Annotated in this window: 12 protein-coding genes; 3 read left to right on the top strand and 9 right to left on the bottom strand. The window is 59.3% G+C overall.

Features of this window, described 5'->3' with window-relative positions; all coding sequences use genetic code 11:
- Positions 1-146: 146 nt before the first annotated feature.
- From F591_RS0111310 to F591_RS0111290, 5 genes are all read right to left on the bottom strand, one after another.
- A complete protein-coding gene (locus F591_RS0111310; protein WP_019534713.1) occupies positions 147-986 on the bottom strand; it encodes a carbohydrate ABC transporter permease in 840 nt (279 codons plus the stop codon).
- A 16-nt stretch (positions 987-1,002) separates the two neighbouring features.
- Positions 1,003-1,908 carry a carbohydrate ABC transporter permease gene (locus F591_RS0111305; RefSeq protein ID WP_019534712.1) on the bottom strand — a complete coding sequence of 302 codons (906 nt, stop codon included), beginning with the start codon at positions 1,906-1,908 and terminating at the stop codon, positions 1,003-1,005.
- Between the two features lie 88 nt (positions 1,909-1,996).
- Entirely contained in the window at positions 1,997-3,616 is a 1,620-nt protein-coding gene (locus F591_RS0111300) for a response regulator transcription factor (RefSeq protein ID WP_019534711.1), read from the bottom strand.
- On the bottom strand, positions 3,613-5,412 hold the full coding sequence (locus F591_RS0111295; RefSeq protein ID WP_019534710.1) for a sensor histidine kinase: 1,800 nt from the start codon (positions 5,410-5,412) through the stop codon (positions 3,613-3,615). The genes F591_RS0111300 and F591_RS0111295 overlap by 4 nt, the downstream gene beginning before the upstream one ends.
- 113 nt (positions 5,413-5,525) lie before the next feature.
- On the bottom strand, positions 5,526-6,389 hold the full coding sequence (locus tag F591_RS0111290; RefSeq protein ID WP_019534709.1) for an alpha/beta fold hydrolase: 864 nt from the start codon (positions 6,387-6,389) through the stop codon (positions 5,526-5,528).
- A gap of 503 nt (positions 6,390-6,892) precedes the next feature.
- Between F591_RS0111290 and F591_RS0111285 the strand changes: the two genes are divergently transcribed.
- Positions 6,893-7,171, top strand: a complete 279-nt coding sequence (locus F591_RS0111285; protein ID WP_019534708.1) for a hypothetical protein — start codon at positions 6,893-6,895, stop codon at positions 7,169-7,171.
- A gap of 163 nt (positions 7,172-7,334) precedes the next feature.
- On the opposite strand, the gene F591_RS32270 is transcribed toward F591_RS0111285, so the two are convergent.
- The 4 genes from F591_RS32270 to F591_RS0111270 all read right to left on the bottom strand — a co-directional run bounded on the left by F591_RS32270 (position 7,335) and on the right by F591_RS0111270 (position 11,184).
- Positions 7,335-7,556 carry a hypothetical protein gene (locus tag F591_RS32270; protein ID WP_156829524.1) on the bottom strand — a complete coding sequence of 74 codons (222 nt, stop codon included), beginning with the start codon at positions 7,554-7,556 and terminating at the stop codon, positions 7,335-7,337.
- A gap of 347 nt (positions 7,557-7,903) precedes the next feature.
- Positions 7,904-8,995, bottom strand: coding sequence for an ABC transporter permease (locus F591_RS0111280; RefSeq protein WP_019534707.1), 1,092 nt, complete (start codon positions 8,993-8,995; stop codon positions 7,904-7,906).
- Positions 8,988-10,010, bottom strand: coding sequence for an ABC transporter ATP-binding protein (locus tag F591_RS0111275; RefSeq protein WP_019534706.1), 1,023 nt, complete (start codon positions 10,008-10,010; stop codon positions 8,988-8,990). The genes F591_RS0111280 and F591_RS0111275 overlap by 8 nt, the downstream gene beginning before the upstream one ends.
- 4 nt (positions 10,011-10,014) lie before the next feature.
- A complete protein-coding gene (locus F591_RS0111270) occupies positions 10,015-11,184 on the bottom strand; it encodes a COG1470 family protein (RefSeq protein ID WP_019534705.1) in 1,170 nt (389 codons plus the stop codon).
- A gap of 166 nt (positions 11,185-11,350) precedes the next feature.
- Here F591_RS0111270 and F591_RS0111265 point away from each other — a divergent pair, with 166 nt between their 5' ends.
- On the top strand, positions 11,351-11,977 hold the full coding sequence (locus F591_RS0111265; protein WP_019534704.1) for an RNA polymerase sigma factor: 627 nt from the start codon (positions 11,351-11,353) through the stop codon (positions 11,975-11,977).
- Positions 11,974-12,798, top strand: coding sequence for an anti-sigma factor (locus F591_RS0111260; RefSeq protein WP_019534703.1), 825 nt, complete (start codon positions 11,974-11,976; stop codon positions 12,796-12,798). The genes F591_RS0111265 and F591_RS0111260 overlap by 4 nt, the downstream gene beginning before the upstream one ends.
- Positions 12,799-12,862: the final 64 nt, after the last annotated feature.

Here is a 12,862-nt window from a genome sequence, read left to right as displayed (position 1 = left end):
AAAATTTCAACAACCGCAGGTGACGAGCGATGACGAGGATTCGTTCGTCATCGGCGTCTATCCTGATAATTTGAAGACGACCCTTAGAAAATTTTCAGTAACCCCGTATTACCGGGAAGCGCTTTCCACAGAGTGGGATGAGCAGCCTATTTCAATCCCGTTGTGGCGATGCCGTCGAGGAAATATTTTTGGAACGACAGGAAGATCGCCATAATCGGCACGAGCGACAGGACGGACATCGCCAGCAGCGCGCCCCAGTCGGATTCGCCCGACGGATCGAACAGAGAGCGGATGCCGAGCTGTACGGTGAACAGATCGACCTTGTTCAGGTAGATCATTTGGCTGAAGAAGTCATCCCACGTCCACATGAACGTGAAGATCGCCGTCGTGATGAGCGCCGGAACGAGCAGCGGGCCGACAATCCGCAAGTAAATTTGCCATTGGCTGCAGCCGTCCATCGTCGCGCTTTCGTCCAGCTCTTTCGGGATACCGCGGATGAACTGAACCATCAGCAGGATGAAGAACGAATCGTGGGCGAGCCACTTCGGAATGACGAGCGGCAGAAACGTATTGATCCACTCCAGCTTGTTGTACAAAATATACTGCGGCACCAGTGTCACATGGTAAGGCAGCATGATCGTGACCAGCATCAGGGCGAACCACAGCTTCTTCAGCCTGAACTGCAGCCGGGCGAAGGCGAAAGCCGCCAGCGAGCAGGTGACGATGTTGCCCAGCACGGACAAGATCGAGATTTGCGCCGAATTGGCGAAGAAGCGGGCGAACGAGATGCCCTGCAGCCCCTTCCAGCCGTTCACGTAGTTGTCCAGCGTCACTTCCTTCGGCCACAGGCTCGTATCCGAAAAAATAAGCGTATTCGGCTTAAAGGAGCTGCTGAGCAGCCACAAGACGGGATACAGCATGATCAGGCCGAGGGCGGCGATCAGCGCATGCCTGGTCCATCGCGATAAGGTCGAAGTTCGTATCATGCGACCAGCCCTCCTCTCATTTTCCGTCTCCGTAGAAGACCCAATATTTCGAGCTGACGAATACGAGAGCCGTAAATAAGCCGATAATGACCACCATAATCCAGGCCAGTGCGGAGGCGTAGCCCATGTCGAAGAACGAGAAGCCCTTCAAATACAGATACAGCGTGTAAAACATCGTCGAGTCAAGCGGCCCTCCCCTGCCGTCGCCGATCACGTACCCCGGAGTGAACACCTGAAACGAATTGATGATGCCCATCACGAGGTTGAAGAACAGCACCGGAGACAGCAGCGGCAGCGTAATTTGCACAAACTGGCGCGTCTTGCCGGCTCCGTCGACCTGCGAAGCCTCGTACAGATCGGCGGGAATTTGCTTCAGTCCGGCCAAAAAGATGACCATCGCGGAGCCGAATTGCCATACCGCCAGCGTCACGATCGTATGCAGCACGTAGTCCGGGTGAGCGATCCACGCCGGCCCTTCGATGCCGAACCAGCCGAGAAATTGATTGAACAGGCCGTCGCCGTCAAAAATCTTTTTCCATACGATCGCGATCGCCACGCTGCCCCCGAGCAGGGACGGGACGTAGTACACCGTCCGGTAAATGCCCAGTCCCCGGAGCCCTTTGTTCAGGGCCATCGCCACGAGCAGCGCGAACGCGAGACGGAGCGGTACGGAAAACAGCACATACTGAAACGTGATTTTTAAGGAGTGGGCGAATACCGGGTCGTCGGTAAAAATTTGGATATAATTTTGCAGGCCGAGCCAGCGCGGCGGGGTCAGCAGATTGAATTTCGTTAAAGACAAATACAGCGAATAAAGCATCGGTCCCAGCGTCAGGCAGAAAAAGCCGATCAGCCACGGCAGCAAAAAAGCGTAGGCCGTCCTGTCCTGCCGCCACAGGGCCGACCTGCGGGAAGCTCCCATAAAATCCTCCTCCTTCTCCAGATGACGGTATATTGATCATAAGGATTGGAGCGGCAGATTTGAATGCGATTTCTTCAGCTCTTCGCTATCAATTTTTTCGGAATTGCATTTTTTCGGAATGCGGCGATCCGGATCGCTGCTGCCGAAATTCCGAAGGAGTCATTCCGTACATCCGTTTGAACCTGGAGCTAAAATAGCTGGCGCTCGCGAAGCCGGTCAGCTCCGCGATATCCCATAAGCTGAGCGGCGTTTCCCGCAGCAGGCGAACAGCCTCGGCCATCCGCACCTCTGTCAAATACTGAATAAACGTCTTGCCGATCTTCGCCTTGAACAATTCCGAAAAATACGACGGGTGATAGTTAAACCGCTCCGCCAGCATCGTCAAATGCAAGTCGTACATGTAGTTGCCGTCGATAAATTGCTTGGCCGCCAGCATCGCCGACTCGTCCGAATCGCCGCTACCCGCCTGGTATGTGCGATAAATTTTGCTGCCCAGACGATACAGGAACGTCCTCGCTTTCTCGACCGAATCGAGATCAAGCGCCATTTCCGGGCGGACCCACAGCTGATCGCCGCTGTCCAGCGGCGCGCCGGCCTCGTATGCCAGCGAATCGAGCAGCAAATAAAGCTGGAAAATCGTTTTGACAAAGCGTGCCCGCGATTCCCGGAAGGCATCCGTCAGCTCCTTGCCGACCGCCCGCTCGAACGACGCCAGGTCGCCTTGCGACAGGTACCGCTGCAGCAGCTTCGCGTGTTCCCCGGTCAGTGCATGCATGCTCTCCGTCTGCCGGTCCGGCGCGGCATTGATGTCGCTTTCTGCCAAGTTCCAGGCGACGAGCGAGGAGAGATACCCTTCCTTCCAGGCTGTGAAGCCGGCAACCGGCCGGCCGACGCCAACGGCCGGCTCGAAGGCAAGGTGCCCGTGCACGCACTGCCGCAGCGCCTGCGCAAAGGCGTCCGCCTGCTCGTCAGGCAGGACGAAATGAATAAGACCCGGATAACGGGCATCGCGAAAGACCGGCGTCTCGAACGGGTACGTCTCGGCGAATTCCCGGCAGATCAGTTCGAACGGCAGCCTCAGCTTATCCGGCGTACGCCCGCCCGGGCCTTGGTCCGCCGCCCGCTTCCTCTCGCTCAGGCCGGCGGTAACGAAGCGGACAGCCGAGCCGTCCCAGCCGTCCAGCTGGAACAGCCTGGCCTTGTCCCGAACCGCTCCTTCCTTCTCCAGCTCCTCCGTAACCAGATGGACGATGAAATGCTCTTTCATCTGTTTATAATATTGGGACAATCGCCACTGCACCGTCTCCCGCTCTGCCTTGAGGGCCCGCTCCTCATCCAGCTCGCGGGTCACCTTGCGCAGCGCCGCCGCCAGCTCCTCCTGCGAGACGGGCTTGAGCAGATAGTCGCGGGCATGGTGGCGAATCGCCGCCCGGGCGTATTGAAAATCCTCATAGCCGGTAACGACGATGCACCGCAGGGACGGATGCCGCTCGCCGCATGCCTCCAGCAACGAGACTCCGTCCATGAGCGGCATGTTCATGTCCATGATGACGATGTCGATCGCTTCGCCGGCGAGCCGCTCCAGCGCCTCCCTCCCGTCCGCCGCCTCTCCTGCCACCGTAAGGCCGAGCGCCTCCCAATCGGCCTTAAGCCGGAGGCCTTGGCGAATTTCCGGTTCATCGTCAACGATCAATACCCGATAGCTCATCCTGTTTCTCCCCCTGTTGCCGGTATTTGCAGCTCGATGGTTGTTCCTTCGCCGATGCGGGAATCGATAGCGAACGCAAACAGCGGGCCGTAGTACAAACGGCACCGGGCCAGCACGTTGCGCAGCCCGATCTGCCGCGAGTCGCCGGTTAACATTTGGGCGAATTGAGCCGCCTCCGAATCCGCACGAAGCCGCTGCACAAGCTCGGGCGGCATCCCTGCCCCGTTGTCGCGGACGGAGAGACGGAGCCGGCCGCCCTCCGAACGGACGCGGATGGCGACGACCGCCTGCGGCTGCATTTGAAAGCTGTATTTCACCGCGTTTTCCACGAGCGGCTGCAAAATAAACTTGACAATCTCCGCTTTGTCCAGCCTTCCCTCTTCATCGATTGAGATGACAAGGCGTTCACCGAAACGAATTTGCAGGATCGAGATATAATAGCGCAAATATTTCAGCTCCTCCGAAAGCGGAACCAGATCGTCGCTCATTTTGAGCGAAAACCGCAGCATTTTGCCAAGCGAATCAATGACCTTCACGGTGTCTTCCTTCCGGCGCTGCATTGCCAGGCTGCTGAGCAGTTCCAGCGTATTGAACAGAAAATGCGGATTGATCTGCATGAGCAGCGATTTGTATTCCGCCTGCTGGCGGAGCAGCTTCAGCTCGAACTCCGTCTTGATATGATGCCGCAGCTGCACCACCATATTGCGAAACGTCGCTGTGACATAACCGACCTCGTTGCGGACGCTTCGCTCCGGAGGGATGCGCAGCTCCGCCAAGCCGAAATCGCCCTTCTGCACGGACCGCATCGCCGAGGCCAGACGGGAAAGCGGCTTCGTAATCCCGTAGGAAAGCCAGGTCGCCGCCAGAACGGCGGCGATCAGCAGCGCAGTGCTGAAGATCACGATGGTGTTGCGCAGCATGTTCAGCTTGGCGAACAGGTCGCCTTCGGGGACGACACCGACCAGCAGCCAATCGTTCACGTTCAGCTTTTTGTAAACGACAATATTGTTGGTTCCGCTTTCATTTTGCATATACCGAACGCCGTACGGCTTGTCGCTGTCGCGCAGCTCCTTCGCATTCAGCAAGTCCTTCGCCAGATTGAATTCCTCCCGCTGCGGCAATACCGGATCGCCTTCCCGATCCAGCAGGAAGATCGTGCCGCTTTCTCCAAGATGTATCCGGTTCAGCGGCTCCAGCAAAAAATCGGCGCTGATGTTGACCTTCATCCAATTTTTGGACGGGGACGGCTCGAACGTCCCGATCGGCAGCATCAAGCTGACGACCTGATACGGCTTGGACAGCGATGCTTCAAGGGGATCCGTATGCGCCGGCACCCAACGCTTGCCGTGCCGGATGAAATCGTTATACCAGAAGGCTTCCAAGAAGGAAGTATCGCTTGCCACCCGGTTGCCGCCGGTGACTCTTAAGCCGTCCTTATGGTATACGGAAACGGACGACACCCCCGAATAGCTGTTCGTCGCCTGCGTCAAAAATTCGCTCAGCCGGAGGTTGGCCAGCATTTTCTCTCCCTCCGGCAATCCCGGATCGGATAGCGCGATATTCCAGCTCTTTGTCAGTTCACTGTTGAATACGAGCGACGACAAATCGTAGATTTGCGTCAAGGCCATGCTGATGAACGAGCCGTACTCGTCCATTTTCTCCAATGCCGAGGATTCGATATAGGAACGGATGATGGATCGGGATTCGTTGAACATAAGCGATGACATCGTCGCAAACGACAGGACGAGCAGCACGACGAAGAACGCGATGAGGCGGCTTTTCAAAGAGTAGAACATCGGGGCATCCTCTCCCTAGGCCGAAACTGCGCAAATGAGGGCCGTTATTTCCTTCTATTCTGATTCGATTGTGGAAGGCTGTCAAACGGTAAGGGAGCGAAATGCCTGCGTCATCAATGATGGACCGTCGGCTCGTCGGCCTCGGGCCGCGCCGTGGGCAGGACCGGCACCTCCGGCTTGAGGCCGCTCGCGGCCTGCTGCCCAACAATGCCTTTCTCCTCCGCCCATTCCTCGATTAAGCCGTTCATGCGTTCCCAAGCCTTCGTCGGCAGCTGATGGCGGACGCCGGGCAAAAAATAGAGTCGGCTGTCAGGCAAATGCTCGTTCAGCAGGCGGGCATACTTGTAAAAGCCTTTATCCTTGGCCCCGTACAGCAGCAGCATAGGCTGACGGATCAGCTCAAGCTGCGCCGTGCAGTTGTATTTGAGGCTGTACGCATAATACTCGCGCACATTGCGTATGTCTCCGCGCACCGCCTCGCGGAACAATCGGCGGAACGTCTCCGGCGAATCTGCATTACCGAGGGAGATCGCGGAAGCGAGCATCCGTTTGAAGCGAAACGAGGACAGCCGAACCGCCGTCCAAATTTCGCTTTTCAGAAGGACGTTGCTGACCTCCGACAATCCGCTGATCATCACCCCGCCGATGAAACGTTCCGGATAATCCAGCATCGCTTCCAGCGCGATCGATGCTCCGGTGGAGTATCCTCCGATGCAAGCTTGCCTGATACCCAAATAATCCATCAAGCCGACGATATCGTCAGCAATCAAGGCGTAGGTGATCGGCGTTTTCGAATACCGGCTGCGGCCGTGCCCGCGAATATCGAACGCAATGACCCGGAACCGATCGGACAACCCCGACAATTGGTAACGGAAATTGCCGCTTGCCAGCAGCGGCGGATGAATGAGCAGCAGCGGAGTCCCGCTTCCCTTCACTTCGTAATAGATCGTCGTCCCGTTAATTTCCGCATAGGGCATCGTTATTCACCTCATGTATGTGCAAGGAAAATGCGCCTGCTATCATTGTAGTTTTCAAGATAGACCCCCATGCCGCTGGCGCAGCACCATCAGATGGTGAAAATTGGGCTGCGGGCCCGGCGCTATTTTCAAGATAGACGCCTATGACGAACGACTCCTTCGTCATCGGTCGTCACCTTCGGTGTTGAAAATTTTCGGCTTTGATCGCGTCAAATTTTCCACATAGCTTTCCACCGCTGTCCGAAAACCATACACTTGCCGAAACGATGAGCGCTGGTCGCTCGCGGTGCGGCGGGCCAGGCCAGTCGCATCCGGCTTCCTTCCGGCTCTGCTCGCATAGCCCGAGACTTTAGCCGGCTGGCGCAGAGCTTTATCATACAAGCGCTCCCGGCAAGTCGCATCCGGCGAAGCCTGTTCTTTTTGGGCATTTCCTCCCGTAGCCCGCATTTTTGTATGCGGCCGGTCATATGCTCTACAGACATTTCGTTGCGAGGTGACTTGCCGTGAATCATGAACCGACCGGGACCCGCGCGGGATGGCCCGGCGGGGAGAACGCAGCTCCGATCATATCTACGAAGGATTGGATGCTGACGCTATTCCTCTGCGCCATTCCGGTCGTCAATCTGATTTTGCTGTTCGTGTGGGGCTTCGGCGACAAGACGAATCCGAACAAGCGCAATTATGCCCGGGCTGCGCTGCTGTTAACCGTTATTTTCCTCGGTCTATATCTGATCTTCGCCATCGTTTTCCTGAGCGTCTTTAGCTCAGTACTCAACATGTAGTCTCCGTCCCTTAAAAAAGCAATAGCCCCGAATATATCAGGGCTTCGCCAACAGGCTGAACATGGCCTTCGGCAAGGACCTTTATCGCGCAAACCAATCTTGCTGGGATAGGGGATATTCAGCCGGCGGTCCCCGACCTCCGCGCTAGCGTTCGAACTCTGCGTTAGTGCTCCCCCTGCGCGGCACTTGAGACGGCGAATCCTGCAAAAAATGCAACATTTTCCTTACCCTTCGCGCAAGGGAAAGGGAAATGTTGCACTTTGTGCAACAATTTAGGTGTGATGGGCTTCAAACCCGGGAACATCGCCCGAAAAGTTGTACTTTCTACAACATTGAGCGGCCAGTGCGGTTTATCCCCCTGTTTTTGTTGTACAAAATGCAACATTTGTTGACTATCTTGAAAATAGCCCCCAGGGCCCGCGCCCCATTTTCATCTTCTGATGGTGCTGCGCGAGCGGCATGGGCGTCTATCTTGAAAATTGGACGGAATACGCCGACAAAATTTCAACACCGCAGGTGACGACCGATGACGAAGGAAGCGCTCGTCATCGGCTCGGCCTTGGCAAATGTCCATCGACGTCGTTATGCACTTCGCTTTAACACTTTATCGAATAACGCTACAGCAAAAGCAAAGCCGCCCGAACGGAGCCTTCTAGGCTTACGGGCGGCTTTTTGGCTTTGTTGGCGATGCGCCGACAAGCGGCATGCTGCCAAGGGGAGCGGCCTTCTCGGTCAGGAGCGGGAACGAATCTCCTGGCGCATGAACAGCGCATACGAAATGCCGAAGCAGACCATCGTCGCGGCCAGCAGCCCGACGAGCTGAGCCCAGACGAGCAGCACGCTTTGGCCCAGCGGCAGGGGGCTGGCGATTGCGCCGTACACCTGATCCATCGTCAGCGGACCGAGCGAGCGGACGCCGGGCGTCAGCAGCGTGGTCGTCGTCTCCGAGAACAAATAGGCGGGCGACAGCCGGTTCAGCAGCAGCATGGCGTTCGCGTGCGAAATGATTGCGGCGGCTCCCGCCGTTTCCGGCGGCGCGGTCGAACGGCCGATGAGATCGGTGATCATGCCGTAAAAGAAGGAGAAAAACAGCCACAGGCCGATTCCCGACAGCGCAGAGGTGGCCGCCTGGCGGAAGCGAATCGAGAACAGGATGGACAAATTCAGCCAGAACCCGACGTACACAATCCCGACGCAGACGAATAGCAGCACGCGCAGCACTTCCTCCGGCGTCGGCGGATAGCCGATCGTCAGCAGCCCAAGTCCCATGACGAGCAGAGCAAGGGCGAACAGCACGATGGCGACAAGCAGCAACGATGCGGTGAATTTGGCCCGGATGAATTCGTCCCGGTACAGCGGCTGCGACAGCAGCCTGCTGAGCGTCCCTTTGCTCCGCTCGGAATTGACGGCGTCAAAGCCGAGCGCGATGCCGATCAGCGGCCCGAGAAACGACACGAACGTCGTAAAGCTGGGCAGCGAACGGTCGGTTACAGTAAACATCTTCAGAAACAAAAAGGACGAGTCGGTTTCGTTCGATTGGACCCCGTTTCGCAGCGCGGTGATGGCGGCATAGACGGAGCCGATGCAGGCGAGAACCACGATGGCGATCAGAATGCCGAAGCGCCAGCTGCGCATATGGTCCCCCAGTTCCTTGTGCACGATAACCCAGAAGGGAGACGGCGTTCGGACGTTGCGAGCCGGAGCGTCGCCGGCCGGATCAGCTTCTTCCCCGGCCCGCAGCGACCTCAGCGCGAGGCGCAGCTTGCCGGGGATGCTGGCCAGCCGGCCGCGCCAGTCCTTCAGCCGTAACAGCCAGTCAGCCATGCGCTCCACCCCCTTCGAAATAGCGGTGATAAATATCGTCAAGGCCGTACTGCTTGCGCCGGACGGACACAATCCTCGCCCCGCAGTCGACGGCGGCCGCCGCGGCGTCGGCGGTTACATCGCTGCGGCATAAGAGCGTGGCGGCGGTCTCCCCCTGCCTGCCGCCCTCCGCGACGCGGCATTCGATCACGCCGGCGAGCCCGCTCAGCCGCTCGGTCAGCTCGGCGGACCAGTTCGCGGCCTCCAGCTCCACCGTCACCGTCCCTTCCTCGTCCAGTTGCGCGGCCAAGGTGGAGATATCGCCCGAAGCGATCAGCTTTCCCTGGACGAACAGCCCGACCCTGTCGCAAATTTGCTGCACCTGGTGCAGATGGTGGGAGGACAGCAGCACGGTCAGCTGCTCCTTGCGGCTCAAATCCGAGATCAGCTGCAGCAGCTCGCGCACCCCCTCCGGGTCGATGCCGAGAGTCGGCTCGTCGAGGATGATCACCTCGGGCCGCTTGATCAGCACATCGGCCAGCCCCAGCCGCTGCCGCATCCCCCGCGAGAAAGCGCCCACCTTCTTCCCGGACGCCTGCTCCAGGCCGACGCGCTCCAGCAGCTCAAGCGCCAGCCGGCGCGCCTCTTCCTCGGGAATGCGGTTCAGGCGGGCCGTGAACATCAGGTTGTCGAGCGCGGTCCGGTCTTCATAGAAGCCGACGTCGTCGGGCATATAACCGACGCGGCGCTTGACGGCGAGCGACTGGCGCACCGGATCGAGCCCGCACACCCGGGCGGTGCCCGAGGTCGGCTCCGCGAGACCGAGCATCATGAGGATCGTTGTCGTCTTGCCGGCGCCGTTCGGTCCGAGCAGGCCGAAGATTTCCCCTCTGCCGATCGCCAGATCCAAATGATGGACTGCGGTAAATTCACCGTACTTCTTGGTCAGCCCCTTCAGCTCGATAATGGGCGGCTCGCTTGCAGCCTGAGGCCCTGCATCCGGGCGATCCGCCAGCGTCTCCTTGTTCGCTTGCATCACATTACCGCCTCCCATATTTGCGGAACAAATGCGCGATGCCGGCCGCCACCGCGGCGATGATCAGGATGCCGACCCAGCCCCAAAGCGCGGACGATTTCACGGCGATGCGGAATTGGGCGTCGGCTTTTTTCTCCGGCGAGGAAGCCGTCATTTGCACGACATAGTCGCCGGCAAGCGCCTTCTTGTCGGCCTTGATCGTCGCCTGCACACGCGCTTCCGCCCCAGGCTCGATCGCCTCGACGGTGGAAGGCTCGAACGAGACTTCCCAGCCGGACGGGCTGGATGCGGACAGGCTGACATTCTTCAGCTGCGCCGAGCCCGTATTGGCCACGACGAGATCGATCTTGCGCTCCGACCCGGCGGTAACGTCCGTACTGAGCAGATCGTTCGGGGTGCTCAGCTTCATGTCATAGGTGCCGGTAATGACCACCTCGAGCTTCGTTTCGGCCGAGGTCGAATTGTTGGAGGCGGTGACCGGAATCGAATACGTGCCGGCAGTTATATTGGCTGGCGGCTTGATGTTGATCGTGATCGACTGCTCCGCATTCGGCTCCACCTCGACGGAGGTAACGTCCTTGCCGCCCGAGTTGAAGGTTACGTTCCAGCCGGGCTGCGCGGCCGACTGAAGCGAGTAATTTTGCTTCTCGGATGTCCTGTTGCGCAGCTTGGCGCTGAAGCTGAAGGACGACTCGGCGTGGCCGCTCATGTTCGCCTGATCGGTCGTGAGCTCCGTGCGGAACGTGCCTTTTTCCGTTACATGGACGGTCAGCGGCAGCGGCTCGCTGCCTCCGGCGACAAGCTGGAACGAATAGGCGCCTTTATCGATTTCCAGCGGAACTTCGAGCTGCAGATTCATCGTCTGCGACTCGCCGCTCTTGACCGCCAGCCGGTTGACCGCCCGCCCCCCTGCCGTCAGCTCGTACGTCCAGTTGTTGCCTTTCGTATCGAAGGACAGATCGACTGACGCGGTCGAGCTTCCCCGGTTGATGACATCGACGCTGTAGCTGATTGATTCGCCAGGCGGCGCGGACAGCTCCAGGTAAGGCGTGTACAGTTCCACCGTGCCGGCTGCGGCGGCCCGTGCGGGAACGAATCCGGCCGCGAACAGCAGCACTCCAAGCGTTAGGACGGCGATAAAACCAATCGACTTGATTCGGCATGCGGCTTGCATGCGCATCCCCCTTTCCAGGCGTTTGTTCATCTGTCGGTACGCACGAGACGGCGCTGCGGATTTACACATTTTTCGTTTTTTATCGGTTTTCTGCCGAGCGATTTTTTGATAAAAAAAGAAGTAAAGGGGTTCACCGGCAATACTTCGTCGCAAGGAGGTCTCGCAGATGAACGAGTCTGGCGGCGGCATGGCGAAGGTGCTTCGTGCGATGTGCGAAGGGTCGGCCGAGGCGTTCGACCTGTTTTACGCCAGATACGCGCCATTCATTATGAGCATCGCGCTGCGGATGCTGGACGACCGGATGGAAGCGGAGGATGTGTGCCACGATGTGTTCCTGGAAGCGCTGCGGAGGGGCGGCGATTACGACCCGCTGCGGGGCTCGGTGGAATCGTGGCTGGCTGTCATGACGCGCAGCCGCTGCCTGGATCGGTTGCGCCGGCGGCAACGGGTGCGCTGCGGCATCGGGGAAGAAGATGCCGCAGCGGCCGAGCGGATTGCGGCATCCTCCGCTCCCGGCAACGCTTCGCCTGAGGAGCAGGCGCTGCTGCGGGTGCAGAAGGAAGCGCTGTGGGAGGCGCTGCATGCACTGCCGCCCAATCAGAAGCAGGCGATTGTCGGAAGCTACTTGGGCGAGATCAGTCAACGGGAGCTGTCGGTCTTGTGGAACGTACCGCTCGGCACCGTGAAATCGTGGATTCGCTACGGAATGAACGGCATGCGCCGGCAGTTGGCAAAACGGGGCTGGCAAACAAGCGGCAACAGCCGCGCGAAGGGAGGAAAGAGCAAAGGATGAAGGATTGGAAGAATCTCGTTTCCCGTCCGGACGCCGAGGCCGCAGAAGCTTGCCGCCAAGCATACGGCGAGCAGGCGTGGATCGACTGGCTGCTGGGTCATACGGGGCGGGCGGAGATGCAGGCAATGGAGCGACATCTGGCGGAATGCACCGCGTGCCGGGCGATCGTGTCCGAATGGCGCCCGCTGCTTGGAGCGGCGGCCGAGCCGCGCAGCGGACGAGCGGAGACGCAAGGCCCCTTATCCGATGCATCCGCGGCGCTGCCGTCCGCATCCGTCCGCCGCTCGCTGCTGGCGCGCGTCCGCTTGATCGGACTGCGCCGCCGCCTTCGCGACCTGTTGCGGCGAAAGCGGCGATGGCTGTACGGGGCGACCGCCTCTCTGCTGCTCGGACTCGCCGTCTTCAGCCTGATGCGAACCGCCGCCGCGCCGGAGGAACAGCGCAGCCATTACGTCGCCGAACGTTTGCCCGAGGCGGCCTACATGATGGGCGACCCTGCGACGGCCAGCTTTCGCGCCGAACCGGCGAACCGGAGCCTGGGCGAAGGGTTTATCTGGTACAACATTGCTTCCGGCGAAGCGGTCGTGCTGCTGGAGGGCTTCATGCCGAGCGAAGGCTACGTCGTTCAAGCGTGGGCGGTTCGCGGCTCGGCTCGCGCCAATCTCGGCCTTATGCGCCAGAACGTCGACCGCGCCCACCTCTATATCCGCGACCGGTCGCTCAGCCAGGCCGACAACATTTCGCTGACGATCGAGCCGAGCGGCGGCAGCGACTCGCCGACCTCGCCGGAGGCGCTTATTTTCCGGTTGCCCCAGCGCTGAGGCGACAGGCGCTTTGCGGCGTTCTTTTACCAACTACGATGTGCTTGGCGTGACCGCGTGACTT

The organism is Paenibacillus ginsengihumi DSM 21568 (assembly GCF_000380965.1).
GTDB classification, from domain to species: Bacteria; Bacillota; Bacilli; order Paenibacillales; family NBRC-103111; genus Paenibacillus_G; species Paenibacillus_G ginsengihumi.
The sequence above is the reverse complement of the archived record's forward strand: the minus strand, read 5'-3'. Positions and strand labels throughout refer to the sequence as shown.

What these genes read in the sequence shown, in the direction of transcription:
- F591_RS0111310 (WP_019534713.1), bottom strand. Translation starts at nt 986, where the DNA reads ATGATACGAACTTCGACCTTATCGCGATGGACCAGGCATGCGCTGATC.
- F591_RS0111305 (WP_019534712.1), bottom strand. Translation starts at nt 1,908, where the DNA reads ATGGGAGCTTCCCGCAGGTCGGCCCTGTGGCGGCAGGACAGGACGGCC.
- F591_RS0111300 (WP_019534711.1), bottom strand. Translation starts at nt 3,616, where the DNA reads ATGAGCTATCGGGTATTGATCGTTGACGATGAACCGGAAATTCGCCAA.
- F591_RS0111295 (WP_019534710.1), bottom strand. Translation starts at nt 5,412, where the DNA reads ATGTTCTACTCTTTGAAAAGCCGCCTCATCGCGTTCTTCGTCGTGCTG.
- F591_RS0111290 (WP_019534709.1), bottom strand. Translation starts at nt 6,389, where the DNA reads ATGCCCTATGCGGAAATTAACGGGACGACGATCTATTACGAAGTGAAG.
- F591_RS32270 (WP_156829524.1), bottom strand. Translation starts at nt 7,556, where the DNA reads ATGTTGCATTTTGTACAACAAAAACAGGGGGATAAACCGCACTGGCCG.
- F591_RS0111280 (WP_019534707.1), bottom strand. Translation starts at nt 8,995, where the DNA reads ATGGCTGACTGGCTGTTACGGCTGAAGGACTGGCGCGGCCGGCTGGCC.
- F591_RS0111275 (WP_019534706.1), bottom strand. Translation starts at nt 10,010, where the DNA reads ATGCAAGCGAACAAGGAGACGCTGGCGGATCGCCCGGATGCAGGGCCT.
- F591_RS0111270 (WP_019534705.1), bottom strand. Translation starts at nt 11,184, where the DNA reads ATGCAAGCCGCATGCCGAATCAAGTCGATTGGTTTTATCGCCGTCCTA.
- F591_RS0111265 (WP_019534704.1), top strand. Translation starts at nt 11,351, where the DNA reads ATGAACGAGTCTGGCGGCGGCATGGCGAAGGTGCTTCGTGCGATGTGC.
- F591_RS0111260 (WP_019534703.1), top strand. Translation starts at nt 11,974, where the DNA reads ATGAAGGATTGGAAGAATCTCGTTTCCCGTCCGGACGCCGAGGCCGCA.